This window comes from Pseudomonas sp. NBRC 111133, from assembly GCF_001320605.1.
GTDB lineage: Bacteria > Pseudomonadota > Gammaproteobacteria > Pseudomonadales > Pseudomonadaceae > Aquipseudomonas > Aquipseudomonas monteilii.
In genome coordinates this window covers 38,642-55,979 of record NZ_BCBJ01000115.1, presented here as the reverse complement: position 1 = coordinate 55,979, position 17,338 = coordinate 38,642, and the positions used below count along the sequence as shown (strand labels likewise).

General features: G+C 64.1%; 14 protein-coding genes. 9 read left to right on the top strand and 5 right to left on the bottom strand.

What is annotated here, in order from left to right; all coding sequences use genetic code 11:
- The coding region (locus APH36_RS25330; RefSeq protein WP_060501051.1) for an energy transducer TonB at positions 1-808 on the bottom strand (808 nt) is incomplete at its 3' end.
- 91 nt (positions 809-899) lie between these two features.
- The gene (gene gshB, locus APH36_RS25325) at positions 900-1,853 is read right to left on the bottom strand and encodes a glutathione synthase (protein ID WP_060501049.1); all 954 of its coding nucleotides are present in this window, start codon (positions 1,851-1,853) and stop codon (positions 900-902) included.
- A 153-nt stretch (positions 1,854-2,006) separates the two neighbouring features.
- Here gshB and APH36_RS25320 point away from each other — a divergent pair, with 153 nt between their 5' ends.
- From APH36_RS25320 to APH36_RS25290, 7 genes are all read left to right on the top strand, one after another.
- Positions 2,007-2,408: a PleD family two-component system response regulator gene (locus APH36_RS25320; RefSeq protein ID WP_060501047.1), complete on the top strand. Its 402-nt coding sequence runs from the start codon at positions 2,007-2,009 to the stop codon at positions 2,406-2,408.
- Between the two features lie 47 nt (positions 2,409-2,455).
- On the top strand, positions 2,456-2,821 hold the full coding sequence (gene pilH, locus APH36_RS25315) for a twitching motility response regulator PilH (protein ID WP_016712413.1): 366 nt from the start codon (positions 2,456-2,458) through the stop codon (positions 2,819-2,821).
- Positions 2,818-3,372: a chemotaxis protein CheW gene (locus APH36_RS25310; RefSeq protein WP_012274550.1), complete on the top strand. Its 555-nt coding sequence runs from the start codon at positions 2,818-2,820 to the stop codon at positions 3,370-3,372. Before pilH ends, APH36_RS25310 begins: the two co-directional genes overlap by 4 nt.
- Before the next feature lie 47 nt (positions 3,373-3,419).
- Positions 3,420-5,459 carry a methyl-accepting chemotaxis protein gene (locus tag APH36_RS25305; RefSeq protein ID WP_223623663.1) on the top strand — a complete coding sequence of 680 codons (2,040 nt, stop codon included), beginning with the start codon at positions 3,420-3,422 and terminating at the stop codon, positions 5,457-5,459.
- A gap of 9 nt (positions 5,460-5,468) precedes the next feature.
- Positions 5,469-10,418, top strand: a complete 4,950-nt coding sequence (locus tag APH36_RS25300; protein ID WP_060501044.1) for an Hpt domain-containing protein — start codon at positions 5,469-5,471, stop codon at positions 10,416-10,418.
- Positions 10,411-10,884 (top strand): chemotaxis protein CheW, encoded by a 474-nt coding sequence (locus APH36_RS25295; RefSeq protein ID WP_060501042.1) that lies wholly within the window; start codon positions 10,411-10,413, stop codon positions 10,882-10,884. Before APH36_RS25300 ends, APH36_RS25295 begins: the two co-directional genes overlap by 8 nt.
- A 106-nt stretch (positions 10,885-10,990) precedes the next feature.
- Positions 10,991-11,608, top strand: coding sequence for a hemolysin III family protein (locus APH36_RS25290; RefSeq protein WP_060501040.1), 618 nt, complete (start codon positions 10,991-10,993; stop codon positions 11,606-11,608).
- Here APH36_RS25290 and APH36_RS25285 read toward each other — a convergent pair whose 3' ends face one another.
- The 3 genes from APH36_RS25285 to APH36_RS25275 form a co-directional block, all read right to left on the bottom strand.
- Entirely contained in the window at positions 11,609-12,328 is a 720-nt protein-coding gene (locus tag APH36_RS25285) for a 16S rRNA (uracil(1498)-N(3))-methyltransferase (RefSeq protein WP_060501038.1), read from the bottom strand.
- Positions 12,329-12,458: 130 nt separating this feature from the next.
- Entirely contained in the window at positions 12,459-13,865 is a 1,407-nt protein-coding gene (locus APH36_RS25280; protein ID WP_060501036.1) for an adenosylmethionine--8-amino-7-oxononanoate transaminase, read from the bottom strand.
- A gap of 79 nt (positions 13,866-13,944) precedes the next feature.
- A complete protein-coding gene (locus APH36_RS25275) occupies positions 13,945-14,436 on the bottom strand; it encodes a hypothetical protein (protein WP_060501034.1) in 492 nt (163 codons plus the stop codon).
- 209 nt (positions 14,437-14,645) lie between these two features.
- On the opposite strand from APH36_RS25275, the gene APH36_RS25270 reads away from it, so the two are divergent.
- Both APH36_RS25270 and APH36_RS25265 read left to right on the top strand, forming a co-directional pair.
- Positions 14,646-16,490 carry a flavin monoamine oxidase family protein gene (locus APH36_RS25270; protein ID WP_060501032.1) on the top strand — a complete coding sequence of 615 codons (1,845 nt, stop codon included), beginning with the start codon at positions 14,646-14,648 and terminating at the stop codon, positions 16,488-16,490.
- Between the two features lie 273 nt (positions 16,491-16,763).
- Positions 16,764-17,315: a cytochrome b gene (locus APH36_RS25265; protein ID WP_019096619.1), complete on the top strand. Its 552-nt coding sequence runs from the start codon at positions 16,764-16,766 to the stop codon at positions 17,313-17,315.
- Positions 17,316-17,338: the final 23 nt, after the last annotated feature.

Here is a 17,338-nt window from a genome sequence, read left to right as displayed (position 1 = left end):
GCGCCGCCAGTCGCACAATACGTTGCGCCGCCTGGTCCAGCACCGGCTGCCCCGACGATTCCAGCACCAGCACCTCATACAACGAACCATCGCGGTTGATCGACACCATCATCCGCAAATTGCCGTAAATCTGTTGCCGGCGCGCTTCGTCGGGGTAGTTCAGGTTACCCACCCGCTCGACCTTCTTGCGCCACTCTTCCTTGTACCAGGCGCCCTTGTCGCGCATGGTCGATGCAGCATTCAGCCGGTGAATCTTCGGCCGCTTGGCGTACATCTGCTGTTCGTTGGACAGCTCCGCTTCCAGGCTGGCGATCTGGCTGGACAGCTGCGAGCTGTCGAAGTCTGGCGCTGGCGCCGCCGGCTTGGGCTGTGGCTTGCTTTCCTTGGGTTTGGGCTCAACCTTCTGCGGCTTGGGCGCTGTGGTCACTACCGCCGACTTTTGTGGGGTAGGGGGCGGCACCACCTCGGGCTTGGCGGCAGGCGGCGGGGTGATCTTGTTGATCTTGCTGTCCTGGAACGGTGCCAATTCAGTGGTTGTGGGCACCGCTTTCTTGTCCAGGGTGCCGCTGCCCTGCTGGTTGTCCTGGGCCTGGAAATCGGCCTTCTCGGGCGGTTTCTCGCTCTTGAAGGTGGCCAGGGTGATGTCCATGGTGTGGCGGATTTCGGCAGGCTTGACCACGCTGAAGCCGACGCCAAGGATCAGCGCCAGGTGCACCAGGGCAGCCAGGAACAGGGTAAAGCCAAGCCGGTCCACCGGGCGAACACGGGGAGGCAGCAGGGTGGCGGGGATGTCAGCGGGCAGCGTCATCAGGTATCCAGCAACCGCAGGGCGGGGCAGCAGCTCAGTCGAATAGGACCGGCATCATACCCCACTCTGCGGTTTTGCTTCGCGTTGGCTGTCAGCGCGCCTTCAGCTTGCGATCAATGGCATCCATCAACTTGCCACCGATATCGGTGTTGTAGGCGGCATCGATTTCGCGGATGCAGGTAGGGCTGGTGACGTTGATTTCGGTGAGGTAATCGCCGATCACGTCCAGGCCCACGAACAGCAGGCCCTTTTCGCGCAGGGTCGGGCCCACCTGGGCGGCAATCCAGCGGTCGCGGTCGGTCAACGGGCGGGCCTCGCCACGGCCGCCGGCGGCCAGGTTGCCGCGGGTTTCGCCGCTGGCCGGGATGCGCGCCAGGCAATAGTCCACGGGCTCGCCGTCGATCATCAGGATCCGCTTGTCACCGTCTTTGATCGCCGGCAGGTAGGCCTGGGCCATGATCTGCTGGGTGCCCAGCGCGGTCAGGGTTTCCAGGATCACCGACAGGTTGGGGTCGCCAGCCCGGTGGCGGAAGATCGATGTACCGCCCATGCCGTCCAGCGGCTTGAGGATCACATCGGCATGCTTGGCCGCGAATTCACGAATGATGTCCGGGCGGCGGCTGACCAGGGTCGGCGTGGTGCACTGCGGGAACAGCGTGGCGAACATCTTCTCATTGCAGTCGCGCAGGCTCTGCGGGCGGTTGACCACCAGCACGCCATCATTTTCGGCCTGTTCCAGCAAGTAGGTGCTGTAGACGAATTCCATGTCGAACGGCGGGTCCTTGCGCATCAGGATCACGTCCAGTTCGGCCAGGGGGCTGTCCTGCTCTTCGCCCAGTTCGAACCAGTGCGCCGGGTCGGCAAACACCTTCAGCGGGCGCATGCGGGCGCGGGCCTTGCTTTCGCCCTGGTACAGGTCTTGTTGTTCCATGTAGAACAGGCTCCAGCCGCGTGCCTGGGCGGCCAGCAGCATGGCCAGCGAGCTGTCCTTCTTGTAGGAGATGGACGCGATGGGGTCCATGACAATGCCGAGGCGTACGCTCATGGGGTGGTTCCTCTTGGCGGCAGGTGCCGCGATGGCTCGAAAGAAAAGTGGCTCAGGGTGGCGCCGCAAACGCCGCCGGTCAAGGGGCGGCGCAGATGGAATGGCCACCCGGAGTGTGCTAAAAATGCAGCTAATTTCCATTGGTAGGCGTCTATGGAACAACCCCTGAAGGTGATGGTGATCGACGATTCCCGCACGATCCGCCGCACTGCACAGATGTTGCTCGGTGAAGCGGGCTGCGAGGTGATCACCGCCAGCGATGGCTTCGATGCCCTGGCCAAGATCGTCGACCACCAGCCCGGCATCATCTTCGTCGATGTGCTGATGCCGCGCCTGGACGGCTACCAGACCTGCGCCGTGATCAAGCACAACAGTGCTTTCAAGGACACGCCGGTCATCCTGCTGTCGTCGCGCGACGGCCTGTTCGACAAAGCCCGCGGCCGGGTGGTCGGTTCTGATCAGTTTCTGACCAAGCCGTTCAGCAAAGAAGAACTGCTCGATGCGATCCGCGCCCACGTGCCCGGTTTTGCCGCAACCCAACAACCCGCACCCTGACCGTGCCCCGCCATGGCACGGCCTTACTTTTCTGATGGGGAAACAGCATGGCCCGAGTTCTGATTGTCGACGACTCGCCGACAGAGATGTACCGCTTGACCGAGTGGCTGGAAAAGCACGGCTACCAGGTGCTCAAGGCCAGCAACGGTGCCGATGGCGTGGCGCTGGCCCGGCAGGACAAGCCCGACGCGGTGCTGATGGACATCGTCATGCCCGGCATGAACGGCTTTCAGGCCACCCGCCAGCTCAGCAAGGACCCGGAAACCGCCGCCATCCCCGTGATCGTGGTCACCACCAAGGACCAGGAAACCGACCGCATCTGGGCCACGCGCCAGGGCGCCCGTGACTTCCTGACCAAACCGGTGGAAGAAGACGCGCTGATCGCCAAGCTCAAAGAAGTGCTGGGGGCTTGACCACCCGCCCGCAAGGCGCGTCGCTGACCGCCTTCGAGTTGTTGCTGGACATCGACCGGCGCTGCCGCCTGCTGGTCGCCGACCAGCCCCCACAGGACAACCGCCTGCAACAGTGGAGCGGTATCGGCTTTCGCATTGCCGGGCAGTGGTTCGTCGCGCCCATGGGGGAGGTGGCCGAGGTACTGCGCGAACCGCGAAGCAGCCGCGTCCCGGGTGTGCAACCGTGGGTGTGCGGGGTGGCCAACCTGCGTGGCCGGCTGTTGCCGGTGATGGACCTGAGCAGCTTCTTCGGCCTGGGCCACGCCGCGCCGGGCAAGCAGCGGCGGGTGCTGGTGCTGGACCACGACGACCTGTTCGTTGGTTTGCTGGTGGACGAGGTACTTGGCCTGCAACACTTCGCCCTCGACAGCCTGCAACTGTCGCCGCCGCAGCCATTGATCCGCGCCGCTGCACGTTTCGTGCAGGGGCACTTCCCGCGTGAACGCAACTGGGCAATTTTCAGCCCCTTCGCCTTGGCCCAGGCGCCGGGCTTTCTTGATGTGGCGTTATAGGACCTGCGAACGTGAACAAGCCTGCCACCCCCGTCACTGCCACCACCGTGACCCCACGTACCCGCAGCATCGCGCAGATCACCGTGCTGTTTCTGATCCTGATCCTGTCGATCATCCTGCTGTTCGCCAACTTTGCCTACCTGAACACCCAGTCCAACTACGACAAGCAGTACATCGGCCATGCCGGCGAGCTGCGGGTGCTGTCTCAGCGCATTGCCAAGAACGCCACCGAAGCCGCCGCGGGCAAGGCCCTGGCCTTCAAGCTGCTGTCGGATGCACGCAACGACTTCGAGCGGCGCTGGGGCTACCTGCGCCAGGGTGACAAGTCCACCGGGTTGCCGGCTGCGCCGCCTACGGTGCGAGACGAGATGGAAGCGGTACGCCGCGACTGGGAAAACCTGCGCAAGAATACCGACACCATCCTGGCCAGTGAGCAGACCGTGCTGTCGCTGCACCAGGTAGCGGCCACGCTGGCCGAAACCGTGCCGCAGTTGCAGGTGGAATACGAAAAAGTGGTCGAGATCCTGCTGCAAAGCGGCGCTCCGGCCAACCAGGTGGCGGTGGCGCAGCGCCAACTGTTGCTGGCCGAGCGCATCCTCGGCTCGGTCAACACCGTGCTGGCGGGTGACGATACCGCCGCTCAGGCGGCGGATGCCTTTGGCCGCGATGCCGGGCGCTTTGGCCAGGTGCTGGAGGGGATGCTCAGTGGTAACGCGGCCATCCAGGTAACCCGTGTAGAGGACGCCGATGCCCGTGCACGCCTGGCCGAAATCGCCGAGCTGTTCCAGTTCGTCGCGGGCTCGGTCGACGAAATTCTCGAAACCTCGCCCGAACTGTTCCGCGTGCGTGAGGCCGCGGGCAACATCTTCAGCCTGTCGCAAACCCTGCTGGACGAGGCGTCACACCTGGCCAACGGTTTCGAGAACCTGGCCGGTGGACGCACCCTCGATACCGTTGGCGGCTATGCCTTGGGCCTGCTGGCGCTGGCCTCGATCATCCTCATCGGCTTGGTCATGGTGCGCACCACCAACCGCCAGCTGCGCGAAACGGCAGAAAAGAACGAACGCAACCAGCAGGCAATCATGCGTCTGCTGGATGAAATCGAAGAGCTCGCCGATGGCGATCTGACCGTGACCGTATCGGTGACCGAAGACTTCACCGGCGCCATTGCCGATTCGATCAACTATTCCGTGGACCAGCTGCGCGACCTGGTCGCCACCATCAACCACAGCGCCGTGCAGGTTGCCGCTGCCGTACAGGACACCCAGAACACCGCCCGCCAGCTGGCCAAGGCTTCCGAGCACCAGGCCGAGCAGATCAGCGAGGCCTCCGAGGCGGTCGGCGACATGGTCGAGTCGATCGACCGGGTTTCGGCGCATGCCTACGAGTCGGCCAAGGTGGCCGAGCGCTCGGTGGCCATCGCCAACAAGGGTAACGAGGTGGTGCATAACACCATCAACGGCATGGACAACATTCGCGAGCAGATCCAGGACACCGCCAAGCGGATCAAACGCCTGGGCGAGTCTTCCCAGGAAATCGGCGACATCGTCAGCCTGATCGACGACATTGCCGATCAGACCAACATCCTTGCACTCAACGCGGCCATCCAGGCCTCGCTGGCCGGCGAGGCTGGCCGTGGTTTTGCCGTGGTTGCCGACGAAGTGCAGCGCCTGGCAGAGCGCTCGTCGTCGGCCACCCGGCAGATCGAGGCGCTGGTGCGTACCATTCAGGCCGACACCAACGAGGCAGTCATCTCCATGGAGCAGACCACCGCCGAAGTGGTGCGTGGCGCTCGCCTGGCGCAGGATGCCGGGGTGGCGCTGGCCGAGATCGAAGGGGTATCGCAGAACCTGGCCGATCTTATCCACAGCATCTCTGACGCCGCCCAGTTGCAGACCTCGTCGGCCGGGCAGATTTCCCACACCATGGCGGTGATCCAGCAGATTACCGCGCAAACCTCCGCCGGCTCCGGTGCCACCGCCGACAGCATCCGCCACTTGGCCCGCATGGCCAGCGAGATGCGCCGTTCGGTGTCCGGTTTCACCCTGCCGCCACCTGCGCAAAGCCCCACCGATGCGCCGCGCTGAGGAGTGCCCATGGCTTCTGCTGCTGTAAGTCCCGAGCGCCACGACACGGTAGCGCTGGCCTGGACCAAGGCTGCCATCCTCGACTGCCTGGGCCAGGCGCGCCAGGCGCTGGAGCGTTTTGCCGGCGAACCGGGCGACCTGTCGATGCTGGCCTTTGTGGTCGACAACCTGCATCAGGTACAGGGTTGCCTGCGCATGCTTGAGCTGCGCGGTGCGACGCGCCTGGCCGAAGAGCTGGAACTGTTCGCCAAGGCGCTGGCCGACGGCCAGGTCAGCCCACGGGGCGATTGCCTGGGGGCGCTGTTTCGTGGCCTGGAGCAATTGCCCTCGTACCTTGAGCGCTTGCGCGGTGCCCGCCACGACCTGCCCTTGGTGATGCTGCCGCTGCTCAATCAGTTACGTGCCTGCCGAGGTATCGAGCCCTTGGCCCAAGCCAGCCTGATCAGCGGTGCAGCACAGCGTTTTGCCGGGTCTGACGACCTGGCCAACCTTGACCTGTCGCTGGGCAATTGGCGTGAACAACTGCAGGCCGGGCCGGGCCGCGATGCCCTGCGCTCGGTGGTGACCGCACTGTGCGACGACCTGATGCGCATCAAGGAGCGCCTGGACCAGTTCGTGCGCAGCGACCGCCAGCACAGCGAGCAGCTCGATGCCCTGCTGGCGCCGCTGCGTCATGTGGCCGATACCCTGGCTGTGCTGGGCTTCCAGCAACCACGGCGGGTCATCATCGACCAGGTGCTGGCGCTGCAGGCCCTGGCCCAGGGCGAGCGCGTGGTGGACGACGCGGTACTGATGGATGTGGCGGGCGCCTTGCTGTACGTGGAGGCTTCGCTGAACGGCATGGTCGGCCCGCTGGAAGAAAACGGGCAGGGCGGGCTGCCAGGCTCGGACTTGGCCGAGATACGTCAGCTGGTGCTGAACGAATCGCTGAACGTACTGCAGCAGGCCAAGGACCTGATCGGCGACTACCTGGAGTCCGACTGGCCGCGCCAACGTCTGCAACCATTGCCGGGGCTGCTGCAGCAGATTCGCGGCGCGCTGGCCATGTTGATGCTGCCCGCCGTAGCCGAGCTGTTCGCCGGCTGCGTCAGCTATGTGCAGCGCTGGTTGCAGCACCTGGATGTCGAGCCGCCCGCCGATGAGCTGGCCCACCTGGGTGAAGCCATGAGTGCCGCCGAATGCTACCTGCAATGGCGGGTGGCCGACCCGCTGGCGGATGCCCAGCCGTTCATCGACATGGCCCGTGCAAGCCTGGCAGCGCTGGGCGTGTATTGTGCGCAGGCCGACACCCGTGCAGGCCAGGATGCCAATGGCGACGGCATTGATGACGAGCTGCGCGGGGTGTTTCTCGATGAAGCCGGTGAGTTGCTGCCGGAGATCGAGCGGCACTGGCTGCGCTGGCGTGCCGACAACCAGCAGCGCGAGGCGCTGGGGGAAGTACGCCGTGCGCTGCATACGCTCAAGGGCAGCGGTCGCATGGTGCATGCCGAAGCGGTGGCCGAGCTGGCCTGGGGCGCCGAGCACCTGCTGAACCGGGTGCTGGAGGGCCGTAGCGTGCTGAGCCCGGAGGGCGTGGTGGCCCTGCAGCAAGTGTTCGTCCACCTACCCGATTTGCTGGCCGACTTTGCGGCTGGCCAGTTGCCGCAACTGACCGAAATCGAACAGTTGGCTGGGCACCTGCATGCCCTGGCAGAAAACGACGTACCGGGTGCTGCCGATATCGATGGCCTCGACCCGTTGCTGCTGGATATTTTCCGCACTGAGGCGCAAGGCCACCTGGCCAGCCTCGATGTGTTTCTGCAGGGCGCAGACGGCCACGATACGCCGGTCAGCGATGGCCTGCAGCGCGCCCTGCATACGCTCAAGGGCAGCGCTGCCATGGCCGGGGTGATGCCGGTCGCAGAGCTGGCCACCGCCTTCGACCGCCTGGTCCGGGAATACAAGGGCCACCAACTGCCTTTGCAAATGGCCGAGATCGAATGGCTGGAAGCCGCACGCTCGCTGTTCCACCTGGGCCTGGCGCAACTCGACAGCACGCCGTTGGCCGCCATCCCTGGTGCTGCGGAGCTGATCGAACAGGTTGGCCAGGCCGTAGACGCGCGCCTGGCCAGCTTGCATGACGACCCGCAGCATGTCCGGCGCGGCAAGCGCGACCCGCAGTTGGTCGCCAGTTTCCTGGCCCAGGCGATGGATATCCTGCTCGATGCCGAGTCGTTGCTGTCGCGCTGGCAGCAACAGCCTGGGCAACGTGATGCGCTGGACACCCTGCTCGACCAGCTGACCACCCTCGGCCACGCCGCGCACCTGGCCGACTTGTGGCAGATGGATGAGGTGTGCGAGGCCTTACTGGACCTGTATGGCGCCGTGGAAGAGGGCAGCCTGCCTGCCAATGCGCGCTTCTTCGCCCACGCCCAGCGCGCCCAGGAAGCCCTGCTGGACATGCTCGATGAAGTGGCGGCCGGGCAGGACATCGCGCCGCGGTCCGAAACGGTCGACGGCCTGCGCAATCTGCTGGACCAAGCGTTGGCGCCAGAGGCCACTGGCCTGGTGGGCATCGACACGGTCACGCCGTTGCACCCGGACATGGACGTGGCCGATACCCTGGGCCTGGGGCTGCCCCATCAGCCGCAGCTGCCTGACATGACCGAGCCTCTGGTTGAGGAGCCTGAAAGCCCAGGCGAAGAGCTGCTGGAAGTGTTCCTCGAAGAAAGCTCGGACATCGTCGAAAGCGCCGCCGCAGCCCTGGCGCGATGGCAGGCCGACCCGCGCAGCAGCGTCGAGGTAGACAACCTGATGCGCGACCTGCACACCCTCAAGGGTGTGGCGCGCATGGTCGAAATTGCCCCCATCGGTGACCTGGCTCACGAACTGGAGTTTCTGTACGAACTGCTGGCTGCCGGCCGCTTGCCGCCGAGCGCGCCTTTGTTCGCGCTGTTGCAGAACTGCCACGACCGCCTGGCGCACATGCTCGATGCCGTGCGCCTGGGGCAGCCACTGCATGCCGCCACGGCGCTGATCGACTATATCCGTAACTTCAGCAGCGCGGCCCTGACCGACAGTGCTGCCGGCCAAGGGCCGGTCGAAGCCGCCGCCAACGAGGTGCCGACAGCAGCGCCAGAGCGGGCGCCAGGCGACATGGTCAAGGTCGATGCCGAGTTGCTCGACGACCTGGGTAACCTGGCGGGTGAGCATTCGATCATTCGTGGGCGCATCGAGCAGCAAGTCAACGATGCACAGTTTACCCTCAACGAGATGGAGACCACCCTTGAGCGCATGCGCGACCAGCTGCTGCGCCTGGACATCGAGACCCAAGGGCGAATCTCCAGTCGTCAGCAGTTCGAAGGCGATGCCTATGACGATTTCGATCCGCTGGAAATGGACCGCCATTCACAGTTGCAACAGTTGTCGCGGGCCTTGTTCGAGTCCGCCTCGGACTTGCTCGACCTGAAGGAAACCCTGGCTCAGCGTGCCCAGGAGGCTTACAGCCTGCTGCAGCAGCAGGCGCGGGTGAACAGCCAGTTGCAGGAAGGCCTGACCGCGACCTTGATGGTGCCGTTCGAGCGCCTTGTGCCGCGCTTGCAGCGCGTGGTGCGGCAGGTGGCCAGCGAGCTGGGCAAGCAGGTAGAACTGGTGGTCGGCAACGCCCAAGGCGAACTTGACCGCAGCGTGCTGGAGCGCATGGTGGCGCCGCTGGAGCACATGCTGCGCAATGCTGTGGACCATGGCCTGGAAAGCCGCGAAGCGCGCCTGGCTGCCGGCAAGCCGGAGCAGGGCACCATCCACCTGAACCTGCTGCACGAAGGCGCCGATATCGTCATCGAAATGACCGACGATGGTGCCGGTGTGCCTCTTGAAGCCGTGCGGCGCAAGGCGATCAAGCGTGGCCTGCTGGACCCGCAGGCACAGTTGAGCGATCACGAGATCTTGCAGTTCATCCTGCGCCCGGGCTTTTCCACCGCTGAAAAGATCACCCAGATTTCGGGGCGTGGCCTGGGCATGGACGTGGTGCACGAAGAGGTCAAGCAGTTGGGGGGCTCGATGAGCATCGAGTCGGCCCAGGGCAAGGGCGCACGCTTCTTGATCCGCCTGCCGTTCACCGTATCGATCAACCGTGCGCTGATGGTGCATTTGGGCGAAGAGCAGTACGCGATCCCGCTGAATACCATCGAGGGCATCGTCCGTGTGCCGCCGGCAGAGCTGGCGGCGTGTTATCAGCTGGACCCGCCCCGCTATGTGTATGCCGGCCATGAATATGAGCTGCGTTATCTGGGCGAGTTGCTGCAAGGCCTGCCGCGCCCCGCCTTGCTGGGGCAGAGTGTGCCGTTGCCGGTGCTGCTGGTGCACGCCAAGGAGCAATCGTTCGCCATTCAGGCCGATAGCCTGTCGCCCAGCCGCGAGATCGTGGTGAAGAGCCTGGGGCCGCAGTTTGCTGCGGTTGCCGGGCTGTCGGGGGCGACGCTGCTGGGCGATGGCCGGGTCGTGCTGATTCTCGACCTGCTTGGCCAACTGCGCGGCCAGCAGCGGCGCCTGGCCCGTTTGCCCGGTGGCGGCACCCCGCGCCAGTTGCTCGGCCCGGTGCCGCGCCGCGCATTGTTGGTGATGGTAGTGGACGACTCGGTGACTGTGCGCAAGGTCACCAGCCGCTTGCTGGAACGCCACGGCATGAGCGTGCTGACGGCCAAGGACGGGGTCGATGCCATGGCCTTGCTGGAAGAGCACCGCCCCGACGTGTTGCTGCTGGATATCGAGATGCCGCGCATGGACGGCTTCGAGGTGGCCACCCGCATTCGCCGTGACGCGCGGCTGAAAGACCTACCGATCATCATGATCACCTCGCGTACCGGGCAGAAGCACCGCGACCGCGCCATGGCCATCGGCGTCAACGAATACCTGGGCAAGCCGTATCAGGAGTCGTTGTTGCTGCAGAGCATTGCACACTGGAGCCAGCCCCATGCTTGAACTGATTGCCGGGCAGCGCAGCAGCCTGACCGGGCTGTTGCTGCCCTTGGGCGACCGTACTTTGGTGTTGCCTAACGTTGCGGTGGCCGAGTTGAGCGGTCAGCGCAATTTGGTGTGCCAGCGCGGTGAGCCGGCCTGGCACCTGGGCTGGATCGACTGGCGACAGCAGCGCCTGCCGCTGATCGGGTTCGAAGCGGCGTGTGGTGGTGAGACGCCGTGCGGCGAGCGGGCGCGGGTTGTGGTGCTCAACGCCCTGGGCGACACCGGGCTGCGTTATTTGGCGCTGTTGCTGCAGGACATTCCGCGTTCGTGCAAGCTCGACAGCCAGCTGAATTATGTGGATGTGGCGCTGGGGCGCCTGGAACTGGCGGCGGTGCAGGTGGGGGAGCAAGTGGCGCGGGTGCCGGACCTGGCCGGGCTGGAAAGGCTGGTGCGTGACGCGGAACTGCAACCAGGAGCGCTGTAAGCTGCAGCGGAAAGTTGCAAGCCAGAGCGATGACATCAATGCTATCGCGATTCACTTGCTGCTTGCCGCTTGAAACTTACAGCTGTTGGGGGAGGTCTGTGTTTGCATGTATTACGGTGAACGCTTCAACGCCTGGACCCACCTGGTGGGTGCTGTCCTGGCCTGTATCGGTGCCATCTGGCTGATCGTGGTCGCAGGCCTGCAAGGCGACCCTTGGAAGATCGTCAGTTTCTCCATCTACGGCAGCACGCTGTTGTTGCTGTACAGCATCTCCACCTTGTACCACAGCACCCGTGGGCGGGCGAAGGTGATCATGCGCAAGCTCGATCACCTGTCGATCTACCTGCTGATCGCCGGAAGCTACACACCCTTCTGCCTGGTCAGCCTGCGCGGCCCCTGGGGTTGGAGCTTGTTTGGCGTGGTTTGGGGGCTGGCGGTGATCGGCATGCTGCAAGAGATCAAACCGCGCTCCGAGGCGCGGATTCTGTCGATCATCATCTACGCGGTGATGGGCTGGATCGTGCTGGTGGCGGTCAATCCCTTGCTCCACTCGCTGGGCACTGCCGGTTTTGCCTGGCTGGCTGCCGGCGGGGTGTTCTACACCGTCGGCATCATCTTCTTCGCCTTGGACAGCCGCTTGCGCCACGGGCACGGCATCTGGCACTTGTTCGTGATCGCCGGCAGCCTCATGCACTTCGTGGCGGTGTCGTTCTACGTACGCTAATTAAAAATCGCCCCACAGTTGCTGTGCCACCGACAGCGCCACCACGGGCGCAGTTTCGGTACGCAGTACCCTTGGGCCGAGGCGTGCGGCATGGAAGCCGGATGCCTTGGCCTGTTCGACTTCGGCCTCGCTCAGGCCGCCTTCGGGGCCGATCAGGAAGGCCAGGGTCGCAGGCTTTTCGTGGCTGGTGAGCGGCTCGGCCACCGGGTGCAATACCAGTCTCAGCTCGGCTTTGGTGCTGTTCAGCCATTCGGCCAGCGTGATCGGTGGGTGGATGACGGGCAAGGTCGACCGGCCGCATTGTTCGCAAGCGCTGATCGCCACCTGGCGCCAGTGGGCCAGTCGCTTGTCGGCGCGTTCGTCTTTCAGGCGCACTTCGCAGCGTTCGCTGACGATCGGGGTGATCTCGTTGGCACCCAGTTCGGTGGCCTTCTGGATCGCCCAGTCCATACGCTCGCCACGGGAGAGGCCCTGGCCGAGGTGCACGTGCAGTGGCGAGTCGGCCTGGCCGGGCAGGGCCCGGTCGAGGCTGACGCGTACGGTTTTCTTGCCCACTTCAAGCAACTGGCCGAGGTATTCCTGGCCGCTGCCGTCGAACAGCTGCACGGCATCGCCGGGGGCCATGCGCAGTACCCGGCCGATGTAGTGGGCTTGGGCTTCGGGCAGGTCGTGCTCGCCAAGGCTCAGGGGGGCGTCGATGAAGAAGCGGGACAGTCTCATGGATCAGCTCGAACGAAAAAGGATCATGTGACCCTGTGGGAGCGGGTTTACCCGCGAATGCGATGCTGGATCCACTATCGCATTCGCGGGTGAACTCGCTCCCACAGGGTTTGGTGGTTGGCCGCCGGACCTAGCCCGGGTCGCGGAAGTCGGGGTGGAAGTTGGCCGGCACGGCAACGCTGACGCTTTCCCGGGTAGCAATGTCGATGCCTTCACTGGCCACTTCCGCCAGGAAGTCGATCTGCTCGGGTGTGATCACGTAAGGCGGCAGGAAGTACACCACGCTGCCCAGAGGGCGCAGCAGTGCGCCGCGGGTCAGGGCATGCTCGAACACCTTCAGGCCACGCCGCTCCTGCCAAGGGTAGGCAACCTTGCCAGCCTTGTCCTTGACCATCTCGATGGCCAGGGCCATGCCGGTCTGGCGAATTTCGGCAACATGAGCATGATCGGCCAGGTGCGCGGTGGCGCTGGCCATGCGCGTAGCCAAGGCCTTGTTGGCCTCGATCACGTTGTCCTGCTCAAAGATGTCCAGGGTGGCCAGCGCTGCAGCACATGCCAGCGGGTTGCCGGTGTAGCTGTGCGAGTGCAGGAATGCGCGCAGGGTCGGGTAGTCGTCGTAGAACGCCTGGTACACCTTGTCGGTAGTCAGGCAGGCGGCCAACGGCAGGTAACCACCGGTCAGGGCCTTGGACAGGCACAGGAAGTCTGGGCGGATGCCCGCCTGTTCACACGCGAACATCGTGCCGGTGCGGCCAAAGCCCACGGCGATCTCGTCGTGGATCAGGTGCACGTCGTAGCGGTCGCAGGCCTCACGCAGCAGCTTGAGGTACACCGGGTGGTACATGCGCATGCCGCCAGCGCCCTGGATCAGCGGCTCGACGATCACGGCGCTGATGGAGGCGTGGTGCTCGGCCAGGGTCTGTTCCATGGCATGGAACATGTTGCGCGAGTGCTCTTCCCAGCTCATGCCCTCGGGGCGCAGGTAGCAGTCGGGGCTGGGCACCTTGAGGGTATCCAGCAGCAGCGCCTTGTAGGTTTCGGTGAACAGCGGCACATCGCCCACCGACATGGCGGCAATGGTTTCGCCGTGGTAGCTGTTGGTCAGGGTAACGAAGCGCTTCTTGCCTGGCTTGCCGACGTTTTGCCAGTAGTGGAAGCTCATCTTCAGCGCCACTTCGATGCACGACGAGCCATTGTCGGCATAGAACACCCGGTCGAGTCCGGCCGGCGTCATGGCCACCAGGCGCTCGGACAGCTCGATCACAGGCTGGTGGCTGAAACCGGCCAGAATCACATGTTCCAGCTGGTCGACCTGGTCCTTGATGCGCTGGTTGATGCGCGGGTTGGCATGGCCGAACACGTTGACCCACCAGCTGCTCACCGCGTCCAGGTAGCGCTTGCCTTCGAAGTCCTCCAGCCACACACCTTCGCCGCGCTTGATCGGGATCAGCGGCAGCTGCTCGTGGTCTTTCATCTGGGTGCAGGGGTGCCACAGGACCTTGAGGTCACGTTGCATCCACTGATCATTGAGGCCCATGGGCGCTTCTCCTGGCTTTGCGGCGTGGTTCGACCGCGTAAGCCTAAGCAAAGCCGCAGGGCAGGACAACCGCTGCCTTTCAATGGCGGTGAGTGCCGGTCCATTCGAGGCGCCGGATGTGTACGGTGCCGGCCTGGGAGGTAGAGATGGTCAGGCGGCGGAACGGGCCGTCGATCACCTGATGGTAGGGATGCGTGGCAATGGGGCCGGGGCGCAAGTCGCGTAAGCCGCTGCCTTCCACGGTGAGCCAGTAGAAGTTGCGTGGGATCGGGGCAATCAGGTCGTAGTCAACGCTTTCAGTATTGAACAACATGTGCAGGTCGTCGCAAAGAAAGTCGCTGACCACATAGTATTCCAGCCGCAGGCACTCGACTTCCTGGGCGAAGACGATTTCCACATCGCTGTGCTCACCGATCACCAGCTCGGTGCCATCTTCACCCTTGAACGCTTCATGAAAGCCGGTCCACGAGGTGCTATTCGAGCGGATGCTCAGGCCGGAGGCCATATGAAGCGTCTGCTTGTGCCACAGAAACTGCCGTTCGACGTGCTGGAAATGCTCCTCGAAGATCATGCGCATGCCCTCCTGGCGGGGCTTTTGGCCATCTTCGCCAGCTTCGCCTGCGGCCGTGTGACATGACTACTGGCAAAAATGTCAGTTGCCAAAAGCACTTGATGTCACTGCGCTGGCAGGGTTGGCGGAGGTGACGTATTCTTAACGCATTTCTCGGGGCATTCCTGCCTCTTCCCGTATCTGTAACCTCTGACTCGGAGTTCGCCGACATGGCTGCTGCTTGGGTGCGCCTGTGCGCGTTGGTATTGATTGGTGTGTCCAGCGGCGCCGCGCTGGCAAAGGACAAGACGCCTACGGCAATCGTGGTGGGTGGCGGCCTGGCAGGCCTGACGGCAGCCTACGAGCTGCAGAACAAAGGCTGGCAGGTGACCCTGCTGGAAGCCAAATCGGGCATGGGCGGGCGTTCGGGCCTGGCCACCAGTGAATGGATCGGCAACGCCAAGGCGCAGCCGGTGCTTAATCAGTACCTGGACCGTTTCAAGCTTGAAACACTGCCGGCGCCGGAGTTCGTGCGTACCCCCGGTTACCTGATCGACGGCGAGTATTTCAGCGCCACCGACCTGGCCACCAAGCAGCCGGCTACCGCCGAAGCACTCAAGCGCTACGAGAAAACCCTCGACGACCTGGCCCGCTCCATCGACGACCCGCTGAACCCGCAGGCAACCAGCACATTGTTTGCCCTCGACCAGATCAACGTCTCTACCTGGCTCGACAAGTTGCAGCTGCCGGCCACGGCCCGTCAGCTGGTCAACCAGCAGATCCGTACCCGCTACGATGAGCCGTCGCGCCTGTCGCTGCTGTACTTCGCCCAGCAGAACCGCGTGTACCGTGGCGTCAGCGACCGCGACCTGCGTGCCGCACGCCTGCCAGGTGGCAGCCCGGTGCTGGCCCAGGCGTTCGTCAAACAGCTGAAAACCATCAAGACCAGCTCGCCGGTTACCGCCATCGTCCAGGACAAGGACGGGGTAACGGTAAAAGTCGGCAGCGTCGGCTACCAGGCCGATTACCTGGTCATGGCCGTGCCGCTGCGCGCCCTGGCCAAGATCCAGATGACCCCGGGCCTGGACAACCAGCACCTGGCAGCGTTGAAGGGCACCAACTATGGCTGGCGCGACCAGCTGATGCTCAAGTTCAAGAAGCCGGTGTGGGAAAGCCGCGCACGCATGTCGGGCGAAATCTTCAGTAACGCCGGCCTCGGCATGCTGTGGATCGAGCCTGCGCTCAAGGGCGGCGCCAATGTGGTGATCAACCTGTCCGGCGACAACGCCCGCTTGCTGCAGGCATTTGGCGACAAGCAGATGGTCGACCAGGTGCTGATCCGCCTGCATGCGTTCTACCCACAGGCCCGTGGTGCGTTTACCGGTTACGAGCTCAAGCGCTACAGCACCGACGCCGGCACCGGTGGCGCCTACCTGGCTTATGGCCCGGGGCAGATCAGCAAGTACTGGCGCTTGTGGGAGCGCCCGGTGCAACGCATCACCTTTGCCGGTGAGCATACCGATGCCCTGTACCCTGGCACCCTGGAAGGTGCCCTGCGCAGCGGCCAGCGTGCGGCCAGCCAAGTGCAGGACCTGTTGGCCGGCAAGTCGTTCGACCCGGCCAAAGTGGCGCCGGTTGCGGCGGCAGCGGCAGCCGGTGCGGTGGCCGCCAAGGAAAGCAAGGGCGGTTTCTTCTCCAATCTGTTCGGTGGTTCGTCCGACAAGGCTGACAAGGCGCCAGTGAAAGAGGAGCCGAAAAAGGTCGAAGAGGCCAAGCAGGACAAACCGGGCTTCTTCAAGCGCCTGTTTGGCGGGGCGGACAAGCCGCAAGTGAAGGCCGAGCCGATCGCCAAGGCTGAGGAAGTGGCGCCGGCACCCGCGCCAGCTCCACAAGCCGCGCCGGCCCCGGTTGCGCCTGCACCTGTGGTCAAGGAGGCGGCTGCCAAGCCAGCAGCGACCAAGGCGGCCCCGGCCAAGCATGCGCCGGCGCACAAGCCTGCCGAGACCAAGAAGGCGACTGCCAAGTCCGAACCGACCAAGAAACCTGTGGCCAATACCCAGGCCAAGGCTGGCTGACTGATCGACAGTGCCGGCCCTTTCGCGGGTAAACCCGCTCCCACAGGTCCGGCATAGTTTTCAAGAGCAGCGCGATCCTTGTGGGAGCGGGTTTACCCGCGAAAGGGCCGGCACTGGCAACCCTGAACTCTCCGGCTATCGTTAATGTTTCCTTAATGGGAAGGTTACAGAATAACTATCGGATTTCTCGATAATCCGAAGCAATTTTTTCCGCTTTTATTCGATACATTTCGCGTTAGTCTGTGTACAGCTTTCACGGGGAAACACGCCAACATGCAACTGCGCAATTCATCTTCTCGCTACGGCGTGGTCAGCATCATCTTGCACTGGGGTGTGGCGCTGGCAGTCTTCGGCCTGTTTGGCCTGGGCTTGTGGATGGTCGGCCTCGACTATTACAGCCCTTGGCGCAAAGCCGGCCCGGACCTGCACAAGAGCATCGGCCTGGTGCTGTTGGCGGTGATGTTGCTGCGCGTAGTCTGGCGCTTCGTCAGCCCGCCACCTCCGGCGCCGGCCAACCATGGCGCCTTCACCCGCCTGGCGGCCAAGCTGGGGCACCTGGCCCTGTACCTTGGGCTGTTTGCGGTGATGGCGGCCGGTTATCTGATTTCCACCGCCGACGGGGTCGGCATTCCGGTGTTCGGCCTGTTCGAAGTGCCGGCATTGATCAGCGACTTGCCCGATCAGGCAGACGTGGCGGGTGTGATTCACCTGTGGCTGGCCTGGGGCCTGGTCATTTTTGCCGTGCTGCATGCCTTGGCAGCGCTCAAGCACCATTTCATCGACCGTGATGCGACCCTGACCCGCATGCTGGGCCGCAAAGCTTGACCCTCAACCTCAATTGCATAGGA

Excerpts from the sequence above, each read along its gene's own strand:
- gshB (WP_060501049.1), bottom strand. The coding sequence starts at position 1,853 with ATGAGCGTACGCCTCGGCATTGTCATGGACCCCATCGCGTCCATCTCC.
- APH36_RS25265 (WP_019096619.1), top strand. The coding sequence starts at position 16,764 with ATGCAACTGCGCAATTCATCTTCTCGCTACGGCGTGGTCAGCATCATC.
- APH36_RS25320 (WP_060501047.1), top strand. The coding sequence starts at position 2,007 with ATGGAACAACCCCTGAAGGTGATGGTGATCGACGATTCCCGCACGATC.
- APH36_RS25285 (WP_060501038.1), bottom strand. The coding sequence starts at position 12,328 with ATGAGACTGTCCCGCTTCTTCATCGACGCCCCCCTGAGCCTTGGCGAG.
- pilH (WP_016712413.1), top strand. The coding sequence starts at position 2,456 with ATGGCCCGAGTTCTGATTGTCGACGACTCGCCGACAGAGATGTACCGC.
- APH36_RS25275 (WP_060501034.1), bottom strand. The coding sequence starts at position 14,436 with ATGATCTTCGAGGAGCATTTCCAGCACGTCGAACGGCAGTTTCTGTGG.
- APH36_RS25280 (WP_060501036.1), bottom strand. The coding sequence starts at position 13,865 with ATGGGCCTCAATGATCAGTGGATGCAACGTGACCTCAAGGTCCTGTGG.
- APH36_RS25300 (WP_060501044.1), top strand. The coding sequence starts at position 5,469 with ATGGCTTCTGCTGCTGTAAGTCCCGAGCGCCACGACACGGTAGCGCTG.
- APH36_RS25270 (WP_060501032.1), top strand. The coding sequence starts at position 14,646 with ATGGCTGCTGCTTGGGTGCGCCTGTGCGCGTTGGTATTGATTGGTGTG.
- APH36_RS25290 (WP_060501040.1), top strand. The coding sequence starts at position 10,991 with ATGTATTACGGTGAACGCTTCAACGCCTGGACCCACCTGGTGGGTGCT.
- APH36_RS25295 (WP_060501042.1), top strand. The coding sequence starts at position 10,411 with ATGCTTGAACTGATTGCCGGGCAGCGCAGCAGCCTGACCGGGCTGTTG.